Origin of the sequence: Klebsiella sp. S69 (assembly GCF_016516145.1) — a bacterium.
In the GTDB taxonomy this organism is placed as follows: domain Bacteria; phylum Pseudomonadota; class Gammaproteobacteria; order Enterobacterales; family Enterobacteriaceae; genus Klebsiella; species Klebsiella oxytoca.
Map to the genome: position 1 here is coordinate 196,131 of NZ_JACVUU010000005.1, position 24,907 is coordinate 221,037.

25 protein-coding genes are annotated in these 24,907 nt (G+C 54.5%); 16 read left to right on the top strand and 9 right to left on the bottom strand.

From position 1 onward, the window contains the following. Nucleotides 1-105 precede the first annotated feature (105 nt). The 12 genes from skp to tilS all read left to right on the top strand — a co-directional run bounded on the left by skp (nucleotide 106) and on the right by tilS (nucleotide 15,223). Nucleotides 106-591, top strand: coding sequence for a molecular chaperone Skp (gene skp, locus IAE27_RS07255; protein ID WP_004098757.1), 486 nt, complete (start codon nucleotides 106-108; stop codon nucleotides 589-591). A gap of 3 nt (nucleotides 592-594) precedes the next feature. Then, the gene (lpxD, locus tag IAE27_RS07260) at nucleotides 595-1,620 is read left to right on the top strand and encodes a UDP-3-O-(3-hydroxymyristoyl)glucosamine N-acyltransferase (RefSeq protein WP_004107927.1); all 1,026 of its coding nucleotides are present in this window, start codon (nucleotides 595-597) and stop codon (nucleotides 1,618-1,620) included. Nucleotides 1,621-1,722: 102 nt separating this feature from the next. Beyond that, complete coding sequence (gene fabZ / locus IAE27_RS07265) at nucleotides 1,723-2,178, top strand: 3-hydroxyacyl-ACP dehydratase FabZ (protein ID WP_004098761.1); 456 nt, start codon at nucleotides 1,723-1,725, stop codon at nucleotides 2,176-2,178. A gap of 3 nt (nucleotides 2,179-2,181) precedes the next feature. Beyond that, on the top strand, nucleotides 2,182-2,970 hold the full coding sequence (lpxA, locus tag IAE27_RS07270; protein ID WP_070555884.1) for an acyl-ACP--UDP-N-acetylglucosamine O-acyltransferase: 789 nt from the start codon (nucleotides 2,182-2,184) through the stop codon (nucleotides 2,968-2,970). After that, nucleotides 2,970-4,118, top strand: a complete 1,149-nt coding sequence (gene lpxB, locus IAE27_RS07275; protein WP_070555886.1) for a lipid-A-disaccharide synthase — start codon at nucleotides 2,970-2,972, stop codon at nucleotides 4,116-4,118. The genes lpxA and lpxB overlap by 1 nt, the downstream gene beginning before the upstream one ends. Then, complete coding sequence (gene rnhB, locus IAE27_RS07280; protein ID WP_004107914.1) at nucleotides 4,115-4,711, top strand: ribonuclease HII; 597 nt, start codon at nucleotides 4,115-4,117, stop codon at nucleotides 4,709-4,711. Before lpxB ends, rnhB begins: the two co-directional genes overlap by 4 nt. Nucleotides 4,712-4,749: 38 nt before the next feature. Further along, a complete protein-coding gene (gene dnaE / locus IAE27_RS07285) occupies nucleotides 4,750-8,232 on the top strand; it encodes a DNA polymerase III subunit alpha (protein ID WP_016807405.1) in 3,483 nt (1,160 codons plus the stop codon). Between the two features lie 12 nt (nucleotides 8,233-8,244). Further along, the gene (gene accA, locus IAE27_RS07290; protein ID WP_004107912.1) at nucleotides 8,245-9,204 is read left to right on the top strand and encodes an acetyl-CoA carboxylase carboxyl transferase subunit alpha; all 960 of its coding nucleotides are present in this window, start codon (nucleotides 8,245-8,247) and stop codon (nucleotides 9,202-9,204) included. A 190-nt stretch (nucleotides 9,205-9,394) separates the two neighbouring features. After that, nucleotides 9,395-11,185 carry a chitinase gene (locus tag IAE27_RS07295; RefSeq protein ID WP_135800282.1) on the top strand — a complete coding sequence of 597 codons (1,791 nt, stop codon included), beginning with the start codon at nucleotides 9,395-9,397 and terminating at the stop codon, nucleotides 11,183-11,185. 76 nt (nucleotides 11,186-11,261) lie between these two features. Beyond that, nucleotides 11,262-13,400, top strand: coding sequence for a lysine decarboxylase LdcC (locus IAE27_RS07300; RefSeq protein WP_154022184.1), 2,139 nt, complete (start codon nucleotides 11,262-11,264; stop codon nucleotides 13,398-13,400). Between the two features lie 62 nt (nucleotides 13,401-13,462). Beyond that, nucleotides 13,463-13,852 carry a VOC family protein gene (locus tag IAE27_RS07305; protein WP_004107908.1) on the top strand — a complete coding sequence of 130 codons (390 nt, stop codon included), beginning with the start codon at nucleotides 13,463-13,465 and terminating at the stop codon, nucleotides 13,850-13,852. A 63-nt stretch (nucleotides 13,853-13,915) separates the two neighbouring features. Beyond that, the gene (gene tilS, locus IAE27_RS07310; RefSeq protein ID WP_162556145.1) at nucleotides 13,916-15,223 is read left to right on the top strand and encodes a tRNA lysidine(34) synthetase TilS; all 1,308 of its coding nucleotides are present in this window, start codon (nucleotides 13,916-13,918) and stop codon (nucleotides 15,221-15,223) included. A gap of 15 nt (nucleotides 15,224-15,238) precedes the next feature. On the opposite strand, the gene rof is transcribed toward tilS, so the two are convergent. Further along, entirely contained in the window at nucleotides 15,239-15,499 is a 261-nt protein-coding gene (rof, locus tag IAE27_RS07315) for a Rho-binding antiterminator (protein WP_004107903.1), read from the bottom strand. Next, nucleotides 15,486-15,686, bottom strand: a complete 201-nt coding sequence (locus tag IAE27_RS07320; protein ID WP_004107902.1) for a YaeP family protein — start codon at nucleotides 15,684-15,686, stop codon at nucleotides 15,486-15,488. The genes rof and IAE27_RS07320 overlap by 14 nt, the downstream gene beginning before the upstream one ends. 196 nt (nucleotides 15,687-15,882) lie before the next feature. Here IAE27_RS07320 and IAE27_RS07325 point away from each other — a divergent pair, with 196 nt between their 5' ends. From IAE27_RS07325 to nlpE, 3 genes are read left to right on the top strand one after another with little or no spacing between them, the layout of a single operon-like run. After that, complete coding sequence (locus tag IAE27_RS07325) at nucleotides 15,883-16,428, top strand: YaeQ family protein (protein ID WP_070555890.1); 546 nt, start codon at nucleotides 15,883-15,885, stop codon at nucleotides 16,426-16,428. After that, on the top strand, nucleotides 16,425-16,838 hold the full coding sequence (arfB, locus tag IAE27_RS07330; protein WP_004107898.1) for an alternative ribosome rescue aminoacyl-tRNA hydrolase ArfB: 414 nt from the start codon (nucleotides 16,425-16,427) through the stop codon (nucleotides 16,836-16,838). Before IAE27_RS07325 ends, arfB begins: the two co-directional genes overlap by 4 nt. Nucleotides 16,839-16,858: 20 nt before the next feature. After that, entirely contained in the window at nucleotides 16,859-17,581 is a 723-nt protein-coding gene (nlpE, locus tag IAE27_RS07335; RefSeq protein ID WP_200092184.1) for an envelope stress response activation lipoprotein NlpE, read from the top strand. Here the strand turns inward: nlpE and IAE27_RS07340 are convergent, their stop codons facing one another. The 7 genes from IAE27_RS07340 to metN form a co-directional block, all read right to left on the bottom strand. Beyond that, nucleotides 17,582-18,403, bottom strand: a complete 822-nt coding sequence (locus IAE27_RS07340; protein ID WP_154022183.1) for a YaeF family permuted papain-like enzyme — start codon at nucleotides 18,401-18,403, stop codon at nucleotides 17,582-17,584. It abuts the gene before it with no gap. A 51-nt stretch (nucleotides 18,404-18,454) separates the two neighbouring features. Then, complete coding sequence (gene proS, locus IAE27_RS07345) at nucleotides 18,455-20,173, bottom strand: proline--tRNA ligase (RefSeq protein ID WP_070555896.1); 1,719 nt, start codon at nucleotides 20,171-20,173, stop codon at nucleotides 18,455-18,457. A 110-nt stretch (nucleotides 20,174-20,283) separates the two neighbouring features. Further along, entirely contained in the window at nucleotides 20,284-20,991 is a 708-nt protein-coding gene (tsaA, locus tag IAE27_RS07350) for a tRNA (N6-threonylcarbamoyladenosine(37)-N6)-methyltransferase TrmO (protein WP_070555898.1), read from the bottom strand. Next, on the bottom strand, nucleotides 20,988-21,395 hold the full coding sequence (gene rcsF, locus IAE27_RS07355; RefSeq protein WP_004110735.1) for an Rcs stress response system protein RcsF: 408 nt from the start codon (nucleotides 21,393-21,395) through the stop codon (nucleotides 20,988-20,990). The genes tsaA and rcsF overlap by 4 nt, the downstream gene beginning before the upstream one ends. 107 nt (nucleotides 21,396-21,502) lie before the next feature. Further along, complete coding sequence (gene metQ / locus IAE27_RS07360; RefSeq protein ID WP_004107886.1) at nucleotides 21,503-22,318, bottom strand: methionine ABC transporter substrate-binding lipoprotein MetQ; 816 nt, start codon at nucleotides 22,316-22,318, stop codon at nucleotides 21,503-21,505. A 39-nt stretch (nucleotides 22,319-22,357) separates the two neighbouring features. Beyond that, nucleotides 22,358-23,011 (bottom strand): methionine ABC transporter permease MetI, encoded by a 654-nt coding sequence (locus tag IAE27_RS07365; RefSeq protein WP_004098792.1) that lies wholly within the window; start codon nucleotides 23,009-23,011, stop codon nucleotides 22,358-22,360. Further along, complete coding sequence (gene metN, locus IAE27_RS07370; RefSeq protein ID WP_004107883.1) at nucleotides 23,004-24,035, bottom strand: methionine ABC transporter ATP-binding protein MetN; 1,032 nt, start codon at nucleotides 24,033-24,035, stop codon at nucleotides 23,004-23,006. Before metN ends, IAE27_RS07365 begins: the two co-directional genes overlap by 8 nt. Before the next feature lie 188 nt (nucleotides 24,036-24,223). Between metN and gmhB the strand changes: the two genes are divergently transcribed. Continuing rightward, nucleotides 24,224-24,790, top strand: a complete 567-nt coding sequence (gene gmhB / locus IAE27_RS07375; RefSeq protein ID WP_004107881.1) for a D-glycero-beta-D-manno-heptose 1,7-bisphosphate 7-phosphatase — start codon at nucleotides 24,224-24,226, stop codon at nucleotides 24,788-24,790. Nucleotides 24,791-24,907 lie beyond the last annotated feature (117 nt).

Genomic DNA, 24,907 nt, shown 5'->3' on the forward strand with positions numbered 1-24,907 from the left:
GTGCAGTTGCAGTATAGCGCTGACTATTGGCGATAACTGAGGTTATCGCCTGGCCACGCAAATAACGGTACCCCTGGGTACTCATGGGATGGTAAGGAGTTAATTGTGAAAAAGTGGTTATTAGCTGCAGGTCTGGGTTTAGCAATGGTAACTTCCGCTCAGGCGGCAGATAAAATTGCAATGGTTAACATGAACAGCCTGTTCCAGCAGGTTGCCCAGAAAACAGGCGTTTCTAACACGCTGGAAAACGAGTTTAAAGGCCGCGCGAGCGAGCTGCAGCGTATGGAAGGCGACCTGCAGTCTAAAATGCAGCGTCTGCAGTCCATGAAAGCGGGCTCTGACCGTACCAAACTGGAAAAAGACGTGATGGCTCAGCGCCAGACCTTCTCCCAGAAAGCGCAGTCTTTTGAACAGGATCGTGCACGTCGTTCTAACGAAGAGCGCGGCAAGCTGGTGACTCGTATCCAGAGCGCTGTGCAGAGCGTCGCTAAAGATCAGAGCATCGATCTGGTTGTTGACTCTAATGCCGTTGCATACAACAGCAGCGATGTAAAAGACATCACCGCTGATGTGCTGAAACAGGTTAAATAAGTAATGCCTTCAATTCGACTGGCTGATTTAGCCCAGCAGTTGGATGCAGAATTACACGGTGATGGCGATATCGTCATCACCGGCGTTGCGTCCATGCAGTCCGCGAAAGCGGGCCATATTACTTTCATGGTAAATCCTAAGTACCGTGAACACCTGGCCGCTTGCCAGGCATCTGCCGTCGTGATGACGCAGGATGATTTGCCTTTTGCCCACAGCGCCGCGCTGGTAGTGCGTAATCCCTACCTGACCTACGCGCGCATGGCTCAAATTCTTGATACCACGCCGCAGCCGGCGCAGGATATCGCGCCGAGCGCGGTCATCGATGCCACGGCGAAGCTGGGTACTCACGTAGCGATTGGCCCGAATGCCGTTATCGAGTCGGGTGTTATCCTCGGTGATAACGTGGTTATCGGCGCCGGTTGCTTCGTTGGGAAAAATACGAAAATAGGTGCCGGCTCGCGTTTATGGGCCAACGTCACCGTTTACCACGACATTGAGATCGGCGAGAATTGCCTGATTCAGTCCAGCACGGTGATTGGCGCAGATGGCTTCGGCTACGCGAACGATCGCGGCAACTGGGTTAAAATACCGCAGCTGGGTCGCGTCATTATCGGCGATCGCGTGGAGATAGGCGCTTGTACGACCATCGATCGCGGTGCGCTGGACGACACCGTCATTGGTAACGGCGTGATTATTGATAACCAGTGTCAGATTGCGCACAACGTGGTAATTGGCGACAACACCGCAGTTGCTGGTGGTGTGATTATGGCGGGCAGCCTCAAGATTGGCCGCTACTGCATGATCGGCGGAGCCAGCGTGATCAACGGCCACATGGAAATCTGCGATAAAGTCACCGTCACGGGAATGGGGATGGTTATGCGACCGATCACCGAGCCAGGCGTTTACTCTTCAGGTATCCCGCTGCAGCCGAATAAGGTCTGGCGCAAGACCGCTGCGCTGGTACTGAATATTGATGATATGAGCAAGCGTCTCAAAGCCATTGAGCGCAAGGTTAATCAACAAGATTAGTGCTTCTCCAGCCACATTTAAATTTTCGGCCTGTTGCATTCATGAGATTGCCGCAGGCCGTGTTATTATTGCCTTTTAGTATATTTAGACAGGAAGAGTATTTTGACTACTGACACTCATACTCTGCACATTGAAGAGATTCTGGAACTGCTGCCTCACCGTTACCCGTTCCTGCTGGTCGATCGCGTGCTGGATTTTGAAGAAGGTCGTTTTCTACGCGCAGTAAAAAATGTTTCTGTAAATGAGCCGTTTTTCCAGGGGCATTTCCCTGGTAAGCCGATTTTACCGGGCGTACTGATTCTGGAAGCGATGGCCCAGGCTACCGGCATTCTGGCATTCAAAAGCGTTGGAAAACTGGAACCGGGCGAGCTGTATTATTTTGCCGGGATTGACGAAGCGCGTTTCAAACGTCCGGTCGTGCCTGGCGATCAGATGATTATGGAAGTCACTTTTGAGAAAACCCGTCGCGGCCTGACTCGTTTCAAAGGCGTTGCGACGGTGGACGGGAAAGTGGTTTGCGAAGCAACGATGATGTGTGCCCGTAGCCGGGAGGCCTGATACGTGATTGATAAAACCGCCTTTATTCATCCTACCGCCATTGTAGAAGAAGGCGCCGTTATTGGCGCTAACGTCCACATTGGCCCGTTTTGTATTGTTGGCGCTAACGTCGAAATCGGCGAAGGCACCGTACTGAAATCTCACGTTGTCATCAACGGTCATACAAAAATTGGCCGCGACAACGAGATCTATCAGTTCGCTTCCATCGGTGAAGTTAACCAGGATCTGAAATATGCTGGCGAACCGACCCGCGTGGAAATTGGCGATCGCAACCGCATCCGCGAAAGCGTCACCATTCATCGTGGCACAGTACAGGGCGGTGGATTAACGAAGGTGGGCAGCGATAACCTGCTGATGATCAACGCCCACGTGGCGCATGATTGTACGCTTGGCGACCGCTGTATTCTGGCTAATAACGCCACCCTCGCAGGTCATGTTTCGCTGGATGATTTTGTTATCATCGGCGGCATGACTGCCGTGCATCAGTTCTGCATTATTGGCGCGCACGTGATGGTGGGCGGCTGCTCCGGCGTAGCGCAAGACGTTCCGCCATTCGTTATTGCTCAGGGCAACCACGCAACGCCGTTTGGCGTTAACATCGAAGGGTTGAAGCGTCGCGGCTTCAGCCGTGAGGCGATCACTGCGATTCGTAACGCCTATAAGCTACTGTACCGCAGCGGTAAAACGCTGGATGAAGCGAAAGCCGAGATCGCCGAACTGGCGGCACAGTATCCTGAAGTGCAGACATTTACCGACTTCTTTGCTCGCTCCACGCGCGGCCTGATTCGTTAATGGCTGAATCACGTCCCCTGACGATTGCCCTGGTCGCCGGAGAAACCTCCGGCGATATTCTTGGTGCCGGTCTTATTCGCGCGCTCAAAGCCCGTATGCCTGAGGCTCGTTTTGTAGGCGTTGCCGGGCCGTTAATGCAGGCGGAAGGCTGCGAGGCCTGGTACGAGATGGAAGAGCTGGCGGTGATGGGCATTGTTGAAGTGCTGGGACGCCTGCGTCGACTGCTGCACATTCGCGCCGATCTCACCCGACGTTTTACCGAGCTTAAACCAGACGTGTTCGTCGGTATTGATGCGCCTGACTTCAATATCACCCTCGAAGGTAATCTGAAGAAGCAGGGTATCAAAACGATCCATTACGTCAGCCCATCGGTTTGGGCATGGCGGCAAAAACGCGTTTTCAAAATTGGCAGATCCACCGATCTGGTTCTGGCATTCCTGCCTTTCGAAAAAGCGTTTTATGACAAATTTAACGTTCCCTGCCGGTTTATCGGCCACACGATGGCGGATGCGATGCCGCTGGACCCGGACAAAGACGCGGCGCGCGACCGTCTGGGGATCGCGCGTGACGTACACTGCCTGGCGCTGCTGCCGGGTAGCCGTGGGGCAGAAGTCGAGATGCTCAGCGCCGACTTCCTGAAAACGGCGCAAATCCTGCGAGAATATTATCCCGATCTGGAAGTGGTCGTTCCGCTGGTCAACGCGAAGCGGCGGGAACAGTTTGAGCGCATCAAGGCGGAAACGGCGCCGGAGCTGGCCGTACACCTACTGGATGGGCGGGCGCGCGATGCAATGATCGCCAGCGATGCTGCGCTGCTGGCCTCCGGCACGGCTGCGCTGGAGTGTATGCTGGCTAAGTGCCCGATGGTAGTTGGTTATCGGATGAAGCCCTTTACCTTCTGGCTGGCGAAACGGCTGGTGAAGACCGACTACGTGTCGTTACCGAACTTACTGGCCGGGCGTGAACTGGTTAAAGAGCTGCTGCAGGATGAATGCCGACCGCAGGCGCTGGCGGAGGCGCTGAAGCCGCTGCTGGCCGACGGTAAAACCAGCCACGATATGCATGAAACCTTCCGCGCGCTGCATCAGCAGATCCGCTGCAACGCTGATGAGCAGGCGGCGGATGCAGTTCTGGAGTTAGCAAAATGATGGAATTCGTGTATCCGCATACCCATCTGGTTGCGGGAGTCGATGAAGTCGGACGCGGTCCGCTGGTTGGCGCGGTGGTGACGGCTGCGGTGATACTCGATCCGGCCAGACCGATTGTGGGTCTTAATGACTCGAAAAAGCTCAGCGAAAAACGGCGCCTGGCGCTATTTGACGAGATCAAAGAAAAAGCGCTGTGCTGGAGCCTGGGTCGGGCGGAGCCACATGAAATCGATGAACTGAATATTTTACACGCGACCATGCTGGCCATGCAGCGCGCCGTCGCGGGTTTGCGCGTCTCCCCGGAATTTGTTCTTATTGATGGTAACCGCTGTCCGCCGCTGCCCGTACCTTCGCTGGCGGTTGTCAAAGGCGATAGCCGGGTGGCGGAAATCAGCGCCGCATCGATTCTGGCGAAAGTGACGCGCGATGCGGAAATGGCCGCGCTGGATCGGCAATTTCCACAGTACGGCTTTGCACAACATAAAGGTTATCCCACCGCTTTTCATCTGCAAAAGCTGCTGGAACATGGCGTTATCGAGCAATACCGGCGCAGTTTTGGCCCGGTGAAACGCGCGCTGGGCCTGGCGTCCTGAACTGACACGCAAGCACTAAAGTAACGCGGAATCTGAAGATGGCTGAACCACGTTTCGTACACCTGCGGGTGCACAGCGACTATTCCATGATCGATGGTCTGGCGAAAACCGGACCGTTAGTAAAAAAGGCGGCCGCGCTCGGCATGCCTGCGCTGGCGATCACTGATTTTACCAACCTCTGCGGGCTGGTGAAGTTCTACGGAACGGGACACGGCGCCGGAATTAAACCCATAGTCGGGGCCGATTTCCACGTCCAGAGCGATCTGCTCGGCGATGAACTGAGCCAGCTTACGGTATTGGCTGCGAATAATACTGGCTATCAAAACCTGACGCTGCTGATCTCCAAAGCCTATCAGCGCGGCTATGGCGCAGCGGGCCCGATTATCGATCGCGACTGGCTGATCGAATTAAAAGAAGGCTTAATTCTGCTCTCTGGCGGGCGTATGGGCGACGTGGGCCGTAGTCTGCTGCGCGGCAATATGGCACTGGTGGATCAGTGCGTTGATTTTTATGCGCAGCATTTCCCTGATTGCTATTTCCTTGAGCTCATTCGCACCGGCCGCCAGGATGAAGAGTCTTATCTGCATGCGGCGGTGAAGCTGGCGGAAACTCGCGGCTTACCGGTGGTGGCAACCAACGACGTTCGCTTCCTTGAGCCGGGCGACTTCGATGCTCATGAAATCCGCGTGGCCATCCACGACGGCTTTACCCTCGACGATCCAAAGCGTCCGCGCAACTATTCGCCGCAGCAGTATATGCGCAGCGAAGAAGAGATGTGCGAGCTCTTTTCCGATATACCCGAAGCGCTGGAAAACAGCGTTGAGATCGCCAAACGCTGTAACGTGACCGTGCGCCTTGGTGAATACTTCCTGCCGCAGTTCCCGACCGGGGATATGACCACCGAAGATTATCTGATTAAGAAATCTAAAGAGGGTCTGGAAGAGCGTCTGGCATTCCTGTTCCCCGACCCGGATGAGCGGGCAAAACGCCGTCCTGAATATGATGAGCGTCTGGATATTGAGCTGCAGGTGATTAACCAGATGGGGTTCCCGGGCTACTTCCTGATCGTGATGGAGTTTATCCAGTGGTCCAAGGATAACGGCGTGCCGGTCGGGCCCGGCCGTGGTTCCGGCGCCGGGTCGCTGGTGGCCTATGCGCTGAAAATTACCGACCTCGATCCGCTGGAATTCGACCTGCTGTTCGAACGTTTCCTTAACCCGGAACGTGTCTCCATGCCCGACTTCGACGTTGACTTCTGCATGGAGAAACGCGACCAGGTGATTGAGCACGTTGCGGACATGTACGGCCGCGATGCGGTTTCGCAGATTATTACCTTTGGTACCATGGCGGCGAAGGCGGTAATCCGCGACGTTGGCCGCGTGCTTGGTCACCCGTACGGTTTTGTGGATCGTATTTCCAAGCTGGTGCCGCCAGACCCGGGGATGACGCTGGCGAAAGCGTTTGAAGCCGAACCGCAGCTGCCGGAAATTTACGAGGCGGATGAAGAGGTTAAAGCGCTGATCGACATGGCGCGTAAGCTCGAAGGGGTCACCCGTAACGCCGGTAAACACGCGGGCGGGGTGGTGATCGCACCCACCAAAATTACCGATTTTGCCCCGCTATACTGCGATGAAGCGGGCCAGCATCCGGTTACCCAGTTTGATAAAAACGATGTCGAATATGCCGGGCTGGTAAAGTTCGACTTCCTCGGTTTGCGTACGCTCACCATCATTAACTGGGCGCTGGAGATGATCAACGCCCGCCGCGAGAAGAACGGCGAGGGGCCGCTGGATATCGCCGCTATTCCGCTCGACGATAAAAAAAGCTTCGATATGCTGCAGCGCTCGGAAACCACCGCCGTCTTCCAGCTTGAATCGCGCGGCATGAAGGATCTGATTAAGCGTCTGCAGCCCGACTGCTTCGAAGATATGATCGCCCTGGTGGCCCTGTTCCGTCCGGGGCCGCTGCAGTCGGGGATGGTGGATAACTTTATCGACCGTAAACACGGCCGTGAAGAGATATCGTATCCGGACGTACAGTGGCAGCATGAATGTCTGAAACCGGTACTGGAGCCAACCTATGGCATTATCCTGTACCAGGAACAGGTCATGCAGATCGCCCAGGAGCTTTCCGGCTATACCCTCGGCGGCGCGGATATGCTGCGTCGTGCGATGGGTAAGAAAAAACCGGAAGAGATGGCCAAGCAGCGTTCTGTCTTCGAAGAAGGTGCGAAGAAAAATGGCGTTGACGGCGAGCTGGCGATGAAGATCTTTGACCTGGTGGAGAAATTCGCCGGTTATGGCTTTAACAAATCGCACTCTGCCGCTTATGCTTTAGTGTCCTATCAGACGCTGTGGCTGAAGGCGCACTATCCGGCTGAATTTATGGCGGCGGTGATGACCGCGGATATGGATAACACCGAAAAAGTCGTCGGCCTCGTGGATGAGTGCTGGCGGATGGGGCTGAAGATTCTGCCGCCGGATATTAACTCCGGCCTGTACCATTTCCACGTTAACGACGATGGCGAAATCGTTTATGGTATCGGCGCGATTAAAGGCGTCGGCGAAGGTCCGATTGAAGCGATCATTGAAGCCCGTAATCAGGGCGGCTATTTCCGCGAACTGTTCGATCTCTGCGCGCGTACGGATATTAAAAAACTCAACCGTCGGGTGCTGGAAAAACTGATCATGTCCGGGGCCTTTGACCGCCTCGGGCCGCATCGCGCGGCGTTAATGAATTCGCTGGGCGACGCGCTGAAGGCTGCCGATCAGCACGCGAAAGCCGAAGCTATCGGTCAGGCGGACATGTTCGGCGTGCTGGCGGAAGAGCCGGAGCAAATCGAGCAGTCCTACGCCAGCTGCCAGCCGTGGCCGGAACAGGTGGTGCTGGATGGCGAAAGGGAGACCCTGGGGCTGTACCTGACCGGGCACCCGATTAACCAGTATTTGAAAGAGATCGAACGCTACGTTGGCGGCGTACGACTCAAAGACATGCATCCGACCGATCGTGGTAAAGTGACCACGGCGGCGGGGCTCGTTATTGCCGCGCGGGTCATGGTCACCAAGCGCGGCAATCGTATCGGCATCTGTACGCTGGATGACCGTTCCGGGCGTCTGGAGGTGATGCTATTCACCGACGCTCTGGATAAATACCAGCAGCTGCTGGAAAAAGACCGCATACTTATCGTCAGCGGACAGGTCAGCTTTGATGACTTCAGCGGGGGGCTTAAAATGACCGCTCGTGAAGTCATGGACATTGACGAAGCCCGGGAAAAATATGCTCGCGGGCTTGCTATCTCGCTGACGGACAGGCAAATTGATGACCAGCTTTTAAACCGACTCCGTCAGTCTCTGGAACCCCACCGTTCGGGAACTATTCCAGTACACCTCTATTATCAGAGGGCGGATGCACGCGCGCGGTTGCGTTTTGGCGCAACATGGCGCGTCTCTCCGAGCGATCGTTTACTTAACGATCTGCGTGGCCTTATCGGCTCGGAGCAGGTGGAACTGGAGTTTGACTAATACAGGAATACTATGAGTCTGAATTTCCTTGATTTTGAACAGCCGATTGCAGAGCTGGAAGCGAAAATCGATTCTCTGACTGCGGTTAGCCGTCAGGATGAGAAACTGGATATTAATATCGATGAAGAAGTGCATCGCCTGCGTGAAAAGAGCGTAGAGCTGACGCGCAAGATCTTCGCCGATCTTGGTGCATGGCAGGTTGCCCAGCTGGCCCGTCATCCACGTCGCCCATACACCCTGGATTATGTCCGCCTGGCTTTCGACGAATTCGACGAACTGGCCGGCGATCGCGCCTACGCCGATGATAAAGCTATCGTTGGCGGGATTGCGCGTCTGGACGGGCGTCCGGTGATGATTATCGGCCACCAGAAAGGGCGAGAAACCAAAGAGAAAATTCGCCGCAACTTCGGTATGCCGGCGCCGGAAGGCTATCGTAAAGCGCTGCGTCTGATGGAAATGGCAGAGCGCTTTAAAATGCCGATTATCACCTTCATCGACACCCCTGGTGCTTATCCAGGCGTCGGGGCGGAAGAACGCGGCCAGTCTGAAGCGATTGCTCGCAACCTGCGTGAAATGTCCCGTCTGAGCGTGCCGGTTATCTGCACCGTTATCGGTGAAGGCGGCTCCGGCGGCGCGCTGGCGATTGGCGTCGGTGATAAAGTGAATATGCTGCAGTACAGCACCTATTCCGTTATCTCCCCGGAAGGCTGTGCGTCCATTCTATGGAAAAGCGCTGACAAAGCGCCGCTGGCCGCTGAGGCAATGGGAATTGTTGCTCCGCGTCTGAAAGAGCTGAAGCTCATTGACTCCATCATTCCTGAACCGCTGGGCGGCGCGCATCGTAATCCGGAAGCGATGGCAGCCTCACTGAAAGAACAGCTGTTGGCCGATCTGGCTGATCTCGACGTGCTTGGTGAGGAAGAACTGCTGAATCGCCGCTACCAACGCCTGATGAGCTACGGTTACGCCTGATTATTGATCTCATTTTTCAACGCTAAGGGTCGGATTTTCCGGCCCTTTTTTTATGTGTTGTTTATTGAGATGACGTGAGAAGAACAAGAGCTAATGTGATTAGCCGATGATGCCGCTCTCCCTTAAAACAGTAGCGACTGCCTGGTATTGCAACCCGGCAGGCCGTTAACAAGGATAAAGGAGAAGTTCTATGGCATTGCACAAAACCGTCGCGATAAGCGCCGTGGCCGCAGGGATCATGTTAAGCCTGGGGGCCGCACAGGCTGCACCGCTGCTGGGCGCAACGGAAGCGACAACCATGAAGGCGAGCGACCTGGCCGCTAAAGAAAAAGCCTTAACCGACTTTCCGCTGATGGAGTCGGTTAAATCATCAATTCAAACCCTGCCTAACAGCGAAGTGGAGAAAATCGCACCGGGCCTGGCGAGCAACCCGGCGAACGTTAAGCGTGTTGAAAGCATCCTTTCAGAACAGGATTGGGAATATCTGTTCCCGATGCGCGCCGCAGAATATACCTACTCTAATTTTCTGAAAGCTATTGGTAAATTCCCTGCCGTGTGCGGAACCTATACCGACGGACGCGACAGCGATGCCATCTGCCGTAAATCGCTGGCAACCATGTTTGCCCACTTTGCTCAGGAGACCGGCGGCCATGAAAGCTGGCGTGATATTCCCGAATGGCGTCAGGCGCTGGTTTATCTGCGTGAGGTTGGCTGGGTTGAAGGTCAGAAGGGCGGCTATAACGGCGAATGCGATCCCTCTATCTGGCAGGGGCAGACCTGGCCATGCGGTAAAGATAAAGACGGCGACTACCTGAGCTACTTCGGCCGCGGAGCGAAACAGCTGTCCTATAACTACAACTATGGTCCGTTCTCCGATGCAATGTACGATGGCGACGTTCGTCCGCTGCTGGATAAACCGGAGCTGGTGGCGGATACCTGGATGAACCTGGCGAGCGCCGTCTTTTTCTTCGTTTATCCGCAGCCGCCGAAGCCCTCTATGCTGCACGTCATCGACGGAACCTGGGTTCCAAACGATCATGATAAAGCAAATGGCCTGGTCGAAGGCTTTGGGGTAACCATTCAGATTATCAACGGCGGCGTTGAGTGCGGCGGAGCGGAAGAGAACGCGCAGTCTCTTAACCGTATTGCTTACTACAAAGAGTTCGCAAACTACCTCAAAGTGCCGATTGCCGACGACGAAGTTCTCGGCTGTAAGAATATGAAGCAGTTCGATGAAGGCGGCGCGGGCGCATTGCCGATTTACTGGGAAGAGGATTGGGGATGGAGTCCGGACACCGCTGACGGCAAGACTAACGCCTGCCAGTTGGTGGGCTATCAGACGCCGTATACCGCTTTTAAAGAGGGCGACTATGCGAAGTGTGTGCAGAGCCACTTCAACGTCAATATCGTTGATGACAACGGCCAGTCCGAGGATATTACGCCGGTCAAGCCTGACCATACCACACCTGCGCAGGAGACGAACGTGGCGCCGGTGGCTCGCATCGCCGGCCCGATTGGCGCAATTGAAGCTGGTGCCAGGGTTTCTCTGAGCGCGGAAGGTTCTACCGATGCGAACGGCGACAAGCTAAGCTACACCTGGATGTCTCAGGACGGCCAGACCCTTAGCGGACAGGATAAAGCCGTAATTACCTTCACCGCACCGGAAAAAGATCGCGATGCCCAGTATGTGGTTAGCCTGACGGTAAGCGACGGTTCGTTGTCCAGTACGGCAACTTACACTCTGAACGTCAAGGCCAAAGCCGCTGCTGCAGACGAAACGACGGATGGCAAAGATAGCAATACCATTAGCTATCCTTCCTGGAGCAGTACCCAGACATGGAAAGAGGGCGATATCGTCAATAACCACGGCGCGCTGTATCAGTGTAAACCGCTTCCGGAAGGAGCATGGTGCAACGTGGCGCCGACTTACTATGAGCCTGGCGCCGGCATTGCCTGGGGCGATGCGTGGAAGGCGTTGTAATAGAGATAAATCCGTCAGCGCTAAGCGCTGGCGGGGTGCTATTATGCTTTCCTTAGGTCAATTCCTGGAGGAAAGCGTGAATATTATTGCGATCATGGGTCCCCACGGCGTCTATTATAAAGACGAACCGATGAAAGAACTGGAAGCTGCCCTGCAACGGCAAGGTTTCCAGACCATCTGGCCGCAAAATAGCGCCGACCTTTTGCAGTTTATTGAGCATAATCCGCGGATCTGCGGAGTCATTTTCGATTGGGATGAGTACAGCGTGGATCTGTGCAGCGATATCAATCGCTTAAATGAGTATCTGCCGCTGTACGCCTTTATCAACGCCCATTCGACGATGGACGTCAGCAGTCAGGACCTGCGTATGACGCTATGGTTCTTTGAATATGCGCTGGGGCTTTCGGAAGAGATCGCTACCCGCATCGGTCAATACACCCTAGAATACCTCGACAACATCACCCCGCCGTTTACCCGGGCGCTGTTTAACTACGTGCAGGAGGGAAAATATACCTTCTGTACGCCTGGACATATGGGCGGATCGGCCTATCAAAAAAGCCCGGTGGGTTGTCTGTTTTATGATTTCTTTGGCGGTAATACCTTAAAGGCCGACGTCTCTATTTCCGTGACGGAGCTGGGGTCGCTGCTCGATCATAGCGGCCCGCATCTGGAGGCCGAGGAGTATATTGCCCGCGCCTTCGGCGCCGAGCAGAGCTATATGGTCACCAACGGAACCTCGACGTCGAATAAAATTGTTGGTATGTATTCTGCCCCGGCGGGCAGCACCCTGCTTATCGATCGCAACTGTCATAAATCGTTGGCCCATTTACTGATGATGAGCGATGTGGTGCCGCTATGGCTGAAACCGACGCGCAACGCGCTAGGGATCCTCGGCGGCATACCCAAGCGTGAATTTACCCGCGATAGTATTCAACAAAAAGTCAACGCCACCGGCGGCGCCGGGTGGCCGGTTCATGCGGTGATCACTAACTCCACCTATGACGGGCTGCTGTATAACACGACCTGGATCAAAGAGACCCTCGACGTGCCGTCAATCCACTTTGACTCCGCCTGGGTACCCTACACTCATTTCCATCCGATCTATCACGGGAAAAGCGGGATGAGCGGCGATCGCATCACGGGCAAAGTGATCTTTGAAACGCAGTCGACGCATAAAATGCTGGCGGCGCTATCGCAGGCTTCGCTGATTCATATTAAAGGCAGCTACGATGAAGATACCTTCAATGAAGCCTTTATGATGCATACCTCGACCTCACCGAGCTACCCGATCGTTGCCTCTATTGAAACGGCGGCAGCCATGCTGCGGGGTAATTCCGGCAGGCGACTGATCCAGCGTTCGATTGAGCGGGCGCTGGATTTTCGTAAAGAGGTGCAGCGATTACGCGAGGAGTCTGACGGTTGGTTCTTTGATATCTGGCAGCCGGAAGAGATTGGTGAAGCGCAGTGCTGGCCGGTTTCGCCCGGTGAACAGTGGCACGGTTTTCAGGATGCCGATAGCGACCATATGTACCTCGATCCGGTGAAAGTGACGATTCTGACGCCCGGCATGGATGAGCAGGGTAATATGGATAATGAAGGTATACCGGCGGCGCTGGTGGCGAAATTCCTTGATGAGCGCGGCGTGGTCGTCGAGAAAACGGGCCCGTACAACCTGCTGTTCCTTTTTAGTATTGGTATAGATAAAACCCGAGCGATGGGACTGTTGCGCGGATTGACTGAGTTCAAACGCTCTTACGATCTCAATTTGCGAGTGAAAAATATGCTGCCGGATCTGTACGCTGAAGATCCGGATTTTTACCGCAATATGCGCATTCAGGATCTGGCGCAGGGTATTCATCGTCTGATTCGCCAGCACCAGCTCTCGCAGCTGATGCTTAGCGCCTTTGACGTCCTGCCGGAGATGAAAATGACGCCGCATCAGGCCTGGCAGCGGCAGATCAAAGGTGAAGTGGAAACTATCGAACTGGAAAATCTGGTCGGGCGTATTTCAGCGAATATGATCCTACCGTACCCGCCCGGCGTGCCGCTGTTGATGCCCGGTGAGATGATCGCCGAAGAGAGCCGCGCGGTGCTCAATTTCCTGCTCATGCTGTGCTCTATTGGCCGCCACTATCCGGGCTTCGAAACCGATATCCACGGCGCGAAACGCGATGAAGATGGGGTGTACTGGGTTCGAGTCTTAAAAAATGACTAAGCGCTTGCGCAATAATGAACTGAGCGAGTAACGTTGTTGGCTTCAACAGGAGGAGTGGTTCCATGCTGGGTTTAAAACGGGTTCACCATATCGCTATCATTGCGACGGATTATGCGAAGAGTAAAGCGTTTTACTGCGACATCCTGGGGTTTACCCTGCAGGGGGAATTTTATCGCGCAGAGCGTGATTCCTGGAAAGGCGATCTGGCGCTGAATGGTGAATATGTCATTGAACTGTTTTCATTCCCGTTTCCTCCCTCGCGTCCGAGTCGCCCCGAAGCCTGCGGGTTACGCCATCTGGCGTTTAGCGTCGATGATGTCGATGCTGCTGTGGCTCATCTTGAGGCGCACGGTGTGCCTTGTGAAGGGGTTCGTATCGACCCTTTTACCGGTAAGCGTTTCACCTTTTTTAACGATCCCGACGGGCTGCCGCTGGAGATTTATCAGCAGTAATTCTTGTCAGCGCGTGTTCTGGCGGGTAACGTGCCGAACACGCTTTCCTCAGTTAGTACTCTCATGATGATGATCCCGGACATTGCGCACACGCTTCAGCCGCACCGCCATTTTTTAGTGGCCTTTAGCGGCGGGCTGGATTCGAGCGTGCTTTTATATCGCCTGGTGCTCTGGCGCGAGCAGGATCCCACCGTTCGCCTGAGGGCGATACATATTCACCACGGGCTCAGCGCCAACGCCGACGACTGGGTGGCGCACTGCCAGCAAATGTGCCAGCAGTGGCAGGTGCCGCTTCTGGTAGAGCGGGTCGCGCTCGCCGATGAGGGGTTGGGAATTGAGGCTCATGCGCGGCAGGCGCGCTACCAGGCATTTCGTTCGGCGCTGGCGCCCGGCGAAGCGCTGGTGACCGCGCAGCATCTTGACGACCAGTGCGAAACCTTCCTGTTAGCCCTTAAGCGGGGAAGCGGCCCTACCGGGCTCTCGGCGATGGCCGGCGAGTCCGATTTTGCCGGGACGAAACTGCTGCGCCCGCTGCTTCACGAAAGCCGTGACTCCCTCCATCAGTGGGCGATGGCCCGTCAGCTCAGCTGGATTGAAGACGAAAGCAACCAGGATGACGCTTACGATCGCAACTTTCTCCGCCTGCGGATTCTCCCGCTGCTTCATGCACGCTGGCCGCACTTTGCCGAGGCCGTGGCGCGCAGCGCCAGCCTGTGCGGCGAACAGGAACAGCTGCTGGATGAAATGCTGGCCGCCGAGCTGGCAACGCTGGTTGCTGAGGACAGTTCGTTAACTATCGCTCCGTTGACGACTATGAGCGCACCTCGGCGGGCCGCGCTGCTGCGCCGCTGGCTGGCTGGGCTCAATGCACCAATGCCTTCGCGCGAGGTGCCGGAGCGTATCTGGCGTGAAGTGGCGATGGCGCGCGAGGATGCGTTTCCCTGTTTGCGCCTTGGCCCGTTTACCGTTCGCCGCTACCAGCAGCGTCTGTACTGGGTGAGATATATTCCAGGCCAGAGTGAGACAATGCTGGAGTGGCGCGATACTGCCAGCCCGCTGCCGTTACCTGACGGTCTCGGCGAGCTGAGTTTACTGTCCGGCGGGCCGTTACGCGGGCCGCGCGAGGGAGAAGCCGTTACTGTTCGCTTTCGTGCCAGCGGTAATCTGCATATCGTGGGTCGCAACGGTGGTCGCAAGCTGAAAAAAATCTGGCAGGAGCTGGGCGTTGCGCCCTGGCGGCGCGATACGACTCCGCTACTGTTCTATGGCGAAACGCTTATTGCCGCCGCCGATGGTCTGTTTATTACCGTCGATGGGAAAGTTCAGGAAAGTGAAGGCTTCCAGATGAGATGGAGGAAAACGGGCGGCTAGGCCACCCGTTTTGATTCAGGACTCGCTAACGACTACCGTACCGATTTGCGGATGACTGAAGCTGGCGATTTTATCCAGGCGCAGTTCGCGGACGTTCCCGGCGAGCTCTACGACCAGATACTCGATATTTTTGCGCGAGATAAGATCGTTGGCCTTCGCTTGCAGCTGTTCGCCATCTTTGAGCTCCAGCGCCAGGACCAGATGGTGCTGACAGGCAAGTTCGAGGTTGTCATAATCATCGCAATTGATGGGTTGATAAGTATCATTCATTGACATAATCGCTCACCAGTAAGTTTGCCGCCGCATATGCGGCCTTTTCCCTGACTGACTCAGCAAGGGCCTGATCCGCCGCAACCTCATTCAATACTTTCAACACGCAACCTAGCGCATCCGGGATATACCCAAGGTCCCCGCTGGCTATTTCCGCATACCGCTTGCGTATTAACTCACAATATTTTTCCACATGCCCTCCTGTCAGCATTCTGACTTAACCGTGGGATGTAAGTTTAAGCCTACGAAGATAAACTCTGTTTAGCAAGGTGACTATACCATAGTCATTTAAGCAATATCAGCAGGATGAGAGGCGATCCGTCGATTGCTGACAGCCTTTTGCCGTCAGTTTCGCTACAATGTACGCCATTTTTATCAGGAGTAGAGTCATGGCGCTGAAAGCGACGATTTATAAAGCGACGGTGAACGTAGCCGACCTGGACCGCAACCAGTTTCTGGATGCCAGTTTGACGCTTGCCCAGCATCCGTCAGAAACCCAGGAACGCATGATGCTGCGCCTGCTGGCGTGGATTAAATACGCCGACGAGCGTCTGCAGTTTACCCGCGGTTTATCTTCCGACGATGAAGCGGAACTCTGGCTGCTTAACGATCATCTGGGCGTGGATCTGTGGATTGAACTGGGGCTACCGGACGAGCGGCGAATTAAAAAAGCCTGCTCGCGGGCCCAGCAGGTGGTGCTGTTCGCCTATAATAGTCGGGCGGCAGAAATCTGGTGGCAGCAAAACCAGAATAAAATGGCTCAGTTTTCGAAGCTGACGGTGTGGTATTTGGATGATACTCAGCTGGCGCAGCTCAGCGCTTTTGCCGATCGGACGATGTCGCTGCAGGCGACCATCCAGGACGGCGCTATCTGGTTATCTGACGCTAAGAATAATCTGGAAATTCATTTAACGGCCTGGCAAATACCCGCATGATTACGATTAGCCGCAGCGTCGCGATTGCGGAGGACGAGATTTCACTTTCCGGCATACGCGCGCAGGGCGCGGGCGGTCAGCACGTGAATAAGTCCTCAACGGCTATTCATTTGCGCTTTGATATTAAAGCCTCGAGCCTGCCTGACTATTATAAGGAACGTCTGCTTACCGCCAGCCACCACTTAATTTCTGCCGAGGGTGTGGTTATCATTAAGGCTCAGGAATATCGCAGCCAGGAAATGAATCGTGAAGCGGCAATTGCGCGTCTGGTTGCCCTAATACAAGAATTAACCGCCGTGCAGAAGAGCCGCCGGGAGACGCGACCAACCAGGGCCTCAAAAGAGCGCCGACTGGCTTCAAAGGCGCAAAAATCCTCAGTTAAAGCGCTGCGTGGAAAGGTTCGCCAGTAAGAATATGGCGAACCGGTGGAATGGATGATAAGGAATTTACAGTGAAGAAAATCGTATTTTCAGTCGTGGCGGCCTGTTCGCTCTTTGCCCTGTTCGGCTGTAACCATCGTACGGAAATGGAAACGTTACAGCCGGCGCCGATGGAAGAGATAAAACCGATGCAGCAGAGCTGGCGCGGCGTGCTGCCGTGCGCCGACTGCGAAGGGATTGAAACCTCGCTCTTTCTTGAGAAAGACGGCACCTGGGTGATGAATGAACGATATCAGGGCGTTAGCCGCGAACCTTCCTCTTTTGCTTCATATGGTACCTGGGCGCGCACGGCTGATAAGCTGGTGCTGACCGACAGCAAAGGCGAGAAGTCTTATTATCGGGCGAAGGGCGATAAGCTGGAAATGCTCGATCGCGACGGTAATCCCATCGAGTCGACGCTGAACTATACGCTTGAATCAGTCAAAGACAGTCTGCCCATCACGCCAATGGCGATGCGCGGAATGTACTTCTATATGGCGGATGCGGCGACATTTACCGATTGCGCGACCGGCAAGCGAGTGGCTGTCGCCAATAATGCTCAGCTCGAGCGTGATTATGCCGCTGCGCGCGGTACGGATACTCGACCGGTGCTGCTGGTGGTTGAGGGGCACTTTACGCTGGAAGCGAATCCGGATTCGGGAGCGCCGGTTAAAGTTCTGGCGGTGGATTCACCCGGCAAGTTTTATCAAAAAGAAGACTGCAATTCTCGTTAATTAATTGAGTCCTACGAGGCGGCTTGTCTTGATATAAATTCCCAATTTAAGATGCCCGATATACTGCAATTGTGTTTCGGGCTTAAAGTTTACCACATCCCCCTCACGCATATGAAGCAAGTCTGATGGGCTAATCCAGCCCGGTTGAGCCAGGGTCAGCGGGTGTCCGGCCTTCGCGAAGGCATCGCTGACAAACTCCGAACAAAACCACATTTTTTTGTCCCCGGATGCTGCATCGCTCAGTTGGGCTTTGGCCAGACCGTTCACGCACTGCTGGCGGAAATCTTTTGAGAAGGGATTCAGGGTGCATAGCTGTTTGGTGACCATAAAGGGCACAAATTCAATAATGCCGCGATAGTTATAGGCGCTGTTTCTGTTTTTATAGGCGAAATTTTTAATGCCAGCGGCCTGTTGCGGCGTGAGGTCAGGCGCTCTTAGGGCAAACAGCTTATCGCTGTGCTGCATCGCTTGCTGGAGAGGCACAACCTGCACCCCAGCGCCGGTTGCCTCTGCAACCTGGTTATCACCGATATAGATAGCGACATGGCTAACGGAGGATGTGCTAAGAGCACGAATCCCCAGGGACGTCACGCCAATGCTGGAAGAGAAAAGGAGATCGCCGGGGAGCAGGTCTTGTGCGTTAATTTCAGTCAGCGTGTTATTAGCCACCGAGCTCTGGCGCTGAAGTTTAATCGCCCATTGCTGCGATGGTTGCTTAATAGTGGAAGCGGAAGGCTCTGACCGGCTGACGTCTACCGTGCAGGCAGAAAGTAAGAACGATACGGGAAAAAGCAGGACATGATTAGCCCGTCGTTTAGCCATGATTACAATCCTTGTAAAAAAGAGGCTCTGAAACCAGAGCCTCTTTTGGCGTTAACCTTTAATTTGTTGTACCAGGTAATTCACGATATCGCCGGTTTTAATCAGCTGTTTCTCGCCGCTGCGGCGATATTTATATTCAATATCGTCGTTGTCGAGGTTACGGTCGCCCAGCACGATGGTATGCGGAATTCCGATAAGCTCCATATCGGCGAACATCACGCCCGGACGCTCTTTACGGTCATCCATCAGCACTTCGATGCCCAGCGCGGTTAGCTCAGCATACAGCTTCTCAGCCAGCTCCTGCACGCGATAGGATTTGTGCATGTTCATCGGCAGAATCGCAACCTGGAACGGGGCGATAGCTTCCGGCCACAAGATCCCGCGCTCGTCAAAGTTCTGCTCAATGGCTGCCGCCACCACGCGAGTCACCCCGATACCGTAGCAGCCCATAGTCAGGATCTGATTACGGCCATCTTCGCCCTGTACGGAGGCTTTCATCGCTTCAGAGTACTTGGTACCCAGCTGGAAGATGTGGCCCACTTCGATACCGCGTTTAATCAACAGCGTGCCTTTACCGTCCGGGCTCGGGTCACCGGCCACTACGTTACGGATATCTGCCACTTCAGGAGTGGCAACGTCGCGATCCCAGTTGATGCCGAAGTAGTGTTTACCGTCAATGTTCGCGCCCGCGGCGAAATCGCTCATGGCGGCAACGGTACGGTCAATAATCACCGGAACAGGCATATTAACCGGGCCAAGAGAACCGGGACCCGCTTTCACCAGCGCGCGAATCTCTTCTTCGGTTGCGAAGGTCAGCGGGCTGGCGACCTGCGGCAGTTTTTCCGCTTTGACTTCGTTCAGTTCATGATCGCCGCGAACCAGCAGGGCTATCAGCGGATACTCATTATCTTCTACTGCTTTTACCAGCAGGGTTTTCACGGTTTTTTCAATCGGCAGATTGAACTGCTCGACCAGCTCGGCGATGGTTTTAGCGTCAGGCGTATCGACCAGGGTCATTTCCTGCGTGGCGGCCGCGCGCGGCTCTTTCGGCGCAACGGCTTCGGCGAACTCAATATTGGCCGCGTAGTCAGAAGAGTCAGAGAAAATGACGTCATCTTCACCGCTCTGCGCCAGTACCTGGAATTCGTGAGATGCGCTGCCGCCGATAGAACCGGTGTCAGCCTGTACCGCGCGGAAATCCAGCCCCATACGGCTGAAGATTTTGCTGTACGCGGCGTACATCGCGTCGTAGGTCTCCTGCAGCGATTCCTGAGAGGTATGGAAAGAGTAAGCATCTTTCATCAGGAATTCACGGGAACGCATTACGCCGAAACGTGGGCGAACTTCGTCACGGAATTTGGTCTGGATCTGATAGAAGTTCAGCGGCAGCTGTTTGTAAGAGCTCAGCTCATTACGAATCAGGTCGGTGATGACTTCTTCATGAGTCGGGCCGAGTACGAACGGACGTTCGCCACGGTCAGCAATACGCAGCAGTTCCGGGCCGTACTGTTCCCAACGACCACTCTCTTGCCACAGCTCAGAGGGCTGAACTACCGGCATTAACACCTCGATTGCACCGGCGTTGTTCATCTCTTCACGCACGATGTTTTCGACTTTTTTCAGGACGCGCACGCCGGTCGGCAGCCAGGTGTATAACCCGGAGGCCAGCTTGCGGATCATCCCGGCGCGCAGCATCAGCTGGTGGCTGATAACCTCGGCGTCGGCAGGTGTCTCCTTCAGAGTGGAGAGCAGGTATTGGCTAGTACGCATGTTGTTACGGTTCCATTTGGACGATCGATACAGGCTGGAGGCCAGCCTGACACAAAAAAGTGGTTTAGTTTACCAGTGTGGCAAAGATGCCAAAAGAGAGGAGAATAAAATTAGCGTGCTTCGAGAGAAAAGACTTCAAAACCGGACGAAATCACCCGCCAGCGCACGTTAAAATCCAGCAGCCAGACGGCGTAGGTTTTTCCCGGCTCCTCTTCTTTGCGGTATGCCGGTCGCGGATCCTGCGCCAGAACTTCGCTAATAAACGACTTAAGACGAGGATAGCGTCGCTCCAGCGTTAAAATTTGCGCTTCTGTATCCGGCGTGAAACTCACCGCTACTTCCTCCCCTGGAGCCTCCTGAGCATAGCTTGCGCTGGCATCCGGCAGTGCTTCGGCAAAGGGCAGGTAAGGTTTGATATCCACGACCGGCGTTCCATCTACCAGGTCCAGGCTGCCTAACTCAAGCACGACGTGTTCTTTCTGGCAGCGAATACCTTTTAGCTCGACCAGAGACATACCGATTGGATTAGGACGAAAGGTCGAACGGGTAGCGAATACGCCCATTCGCGCGTTACCGCCGAGGCGGGGAGGGCGGACGGTAGGACGCCAGCCGCCTTCCATGGTCTGATGAAACACAAACAGGACCCACAGATGGCTGAAATTTTCCAGGCCGCGTACGGCATCGGCCTGGTTATAGGGAGGCAAAAGGTGTAATTCGCCGCCGCCGTTTTTAACCAGCCCGGGCTGGCGGGGAACGGCAAATTTTTCTTTATAGGGCGAGCGAATAACGCCTATCTGCGCAAACTGAAAAGCACTCATTGCGCCGTAACGTTAAGCGCTGATCCCAGGCAAACGGCCTGGCGGTAGCAGCCCGGGGTTCCGCTGGTCACTTCGCAGCGGTGCAGCAGCACAGCGTTGGCTTTCATTTTTGCCGCATTAATCTGCATACGTTTGCGAGCCGTCGGGATATTGGGCGGAGAGTCTTGATTAGAGGCCTGACATGATTCACCGGTGACTTCACCCAGTTCGCGGAAAGGTTTACCCACCAACTCTGTTGCATCGGTATAGATTCTTACCGGGGCCGGGCGCGTCGCTTTCGGTTTGGCCGGTTCCGATTTGGCTGGCTGAGTGACCGTACTTTGCACAGGTTCGACTGGCGATCTGCTTAGCATGGAACAACCGCTTAACATGAGTGCTAACAAACAGACCGGTAAAGCACGCATAGTATTTCCTCAATAAATAATAAAACAGGGCGCTATTGAATCAGGTGCTTGCATAAATGACAAGACGGGCATAAGCCCGTCCTGAATGATATTACGCTGAGAATAGATTACCAGCCTTTCACTGCGCCGCCGTTAAAGATTTTGTTGGCTGCTTCGTAAACTTCGTCACTCTGGTAAGCCTGAACAAATTTCTTAACATTTTCCGCATCTTTGTTGTCTTCGCGAGCGACAATCAGGTTCACGTACGGAGACTCTTTACCTTCGACAAAAATACCGTCTTTTGCCGGGGTCAGGCCAATCTGGCTGGCGTAGGTGGTATTAATAACCGCCAGTGCGATCTGCGCATCATCCAGAGAGCGCGGCAGCTGCGGGGCTTCCAGCTCAACAATTTTCAGGTTTTTCGGGTTTTCAATAATATCCAGTGAGGTTGGCAGCAGACCAACGCCTTCTTTCAGTTTGATCAGACCAACCTGCTGCAGCAGCAGCAGAGATCGGCCAAGGTTGGTTGGATCGTTAGGAATGGCGACCTGCGAGCCCGGCTGCAGCTCATCCAGCGATTTGATTTTTTTCGAGTAACCGGCAATGGGATAGACAAACGAGTTGCCGACGGAAACCAGCTTGTAGCCGCGGTCTTTAATCTGCTGGTCCAGATACGGTTTATGCTGGAAGGCATTAACGTCAATATCGCCTTTGCTCAGCGCTTCGTTAGGCAGCACGTAATCGTTGAAGGTAACCAGTTCAACATCGAGGCCGTATTTATCTTTTGCTACTTTCTGCGCAACCTCAGCAACCTGCTGTTCCGCGCCGACGATCACGCCGACTTTGATGTGGTTTGGATCCTTTTCGTCCTGACCGCAACCCACCAGCGCCAAAGAACCGATTAACGCGCCGACTGCCGCAAAGGTTTTGAAATTAAAGGCCATGTTATTTCCTTCCTGTAAGATTCTGTATTGTGTGTGATGTTATTTGTGAGTCACAGCCCGGACGATACGATCGCCAGAGAATTGAATTAAATAAACCAGAATAACCAGCAATACCAGCACGGTATTCATTACCGTTGCATTGTAGCCGATATAACCGTACTGATAGCCAATCTGTCCCAGGCCGCCGGCACCGACGGCACCGCCCATGGCGGAATAGCCAACCAGCGTGATAAGGGTAATCGTTGCCGCATTCACCAGACCCGGAAGCGCTTCCGGCAGAAGAACCTTACGCACGATCTGCATCGGCGTTGCGCCCATCGCGCGGGATGCTTCGATAAGGCCGGTTGGGATCTCCAGCAGGGCGTTTTCCACCATGCGGGCGATAAACGGCGCGGCGCCAACCGTCAGCGGGACAATGGCAGCCTGCAGGCCAATCGACGTGCCAACAATCACGCGAGTGAATGGGATCATCCACACCAGCAGGATAATAAAAGGAATCGAACGGAAAATGTTCACCACCGCCGAAAGCGTGCGGTAGAGCTTCGCATTAGCGACAATTTGCCCGGGACGGGTGACGTACAGCAGCACGCCGACCGGCAGGCCAAGAACAAAACCGAAGAAGCCGGAGACAAACGTCATGGCCAGCGTTTCCCATACGCCGCGAACCAGCAGCCAGATCATTGGTTCAGACATATCCCAGTACCTCTACTTTTACATGATGTTCCTGCAACCAGGCGATCGCGGCCTGGGTATCTTCCTGCGAGCCGTGCATCTCGGTCAGCATGATGCCGAACTTGACGCCGCCCGCGTAATCCATCTGCGCGCTAATAATATTGTTATTCACATTAAAACGACGGGCAGTCTCCGAAAGCAGCGGGGCATCTACGGAATGACCGGTAAACTCCATGCGCAGCATAGGCACGCTATCGGCAAGAGCCTCAGGTTTAAGGCGGGCCTGATAATCATCCGGGATATCAAGGTGCAGCGTTGACTGGATAAACTGCTGCGCCAGAGGCGTTTTGGGATGAGAGAACACCTCGCTCACCGTATCCTGCTCAATAAGCTGGCCGTTGCTGATAACGGCAACGCAATCACAGATGCGTTTAACGACGTCCATTTCGTGGGTAATTAGCAAAATCGTCAGGCCCAGGCGACGGTTGATATCCTTCAGCAGTTCCAGAATCGAACGCGTAGTGGCCGGGTCCAGCGCGCTGGTGGCTTCGTCGCAGAGCAGGACTTTTGGATTGCTCGCCAGCGCACGGGCGATGGCCACGCGCTGCTTTTGCCCGCCGGAGAGATTCGCCGGATAGCTATCGTGTTTATCTCCCAGACCGACGAGATCCAGCAGCTCGGTCACCCGACGCTTGATTTCATCTTTAGAGGTATTGTCGAGCTCCAGAGGCAACGCCACGTTACCGAACACGGTACGTGAGGCAAGCAGGTTAAAGTGCTGGAAAATCATGCCAATCTGGCGGCGAGCGCGAGTCAGCTCTTTTTCTGAAAGCGCCGTCAGCTCCTGGCCGTCGACCTGGACGCTGCCCTGCGTTGGACGTTCAAGCAGGTTAACGCAGCGGATTAACGTACTTTTACCCGCGCCGGAAGCGCCGATGACGCCATAAATTTGTCCGGCAGGAACATGCAGGCTGACATCGTTCAGCGCTTGTATGCTGCGGTTCCCCTGCTGGAACACTTTGGTGATATTCGAAAGTTTAATCATCAGTTATTTATTATCATTTAGCCGTTTGCCGTGGCATTTTCTTCTGCCGTGTCCAGGCGATGCCTGTCAATGAAATGGATGTTAAGGCATCCAGACGTCTAAATCAATCTGACTCTGTATAATGAGCACTTTCTTGCGTCCGGAAACATGCGATACTAGGCGAATTAGCCTTTATCAGGAGCAAACCGGTGGCAATGTCAGTACCCGCAATTTTTCTTGACCGTGATGGCACGATTAATGTCGATCACGGATACGTCCATGAAATCGACAATTTTGAATTTATCGATGGCGTCATTGACGCGATGCGTCAATTAAAGGAGATGGGCTATGCGCTGGTGCTGGTGACCAACCAGTCCGGTATCGCCCGCGGCAAGTTTACTGAAGAGCAGTTTGAAACGCTGACGGAGTGGATGGACTGGTCGCTGGCCGATCGCGGCGTTGACCTGGATGGCATCTATTATTGTCCTCACCATCCGCAGGGAACCGTTGAAGAGTTTCGCCAGACCTGCGACTGCCGTAAACCGCATCCGGGAATGCTCATCTCGGCGCGCGACTACCTGCACATTGATATGGCGGCGTCATATATGGTGGGCGATAAAATTGAAGATATGCAGGCGGCCTTAGCGGCGGAAGTTGGCACGAAAGTATTGGTACGCACCGGTAAACCCGTCACTCCAGAAGCGGAAAGTGCTGCCGATTGGGTGCTAAACAGCCTGGCAGACCTGCCGGATGCGATTAAAAAGCGGCAGAAATAGGCGTTGTGTATAAAAGATGAGCGGTTGAAATAAAAATGCATTTTACCGCTTGTCACCGCCAAATAACTCCCTATAATGCGCTCCCACTGACACGGCAGATGTGAATCACTTCACACA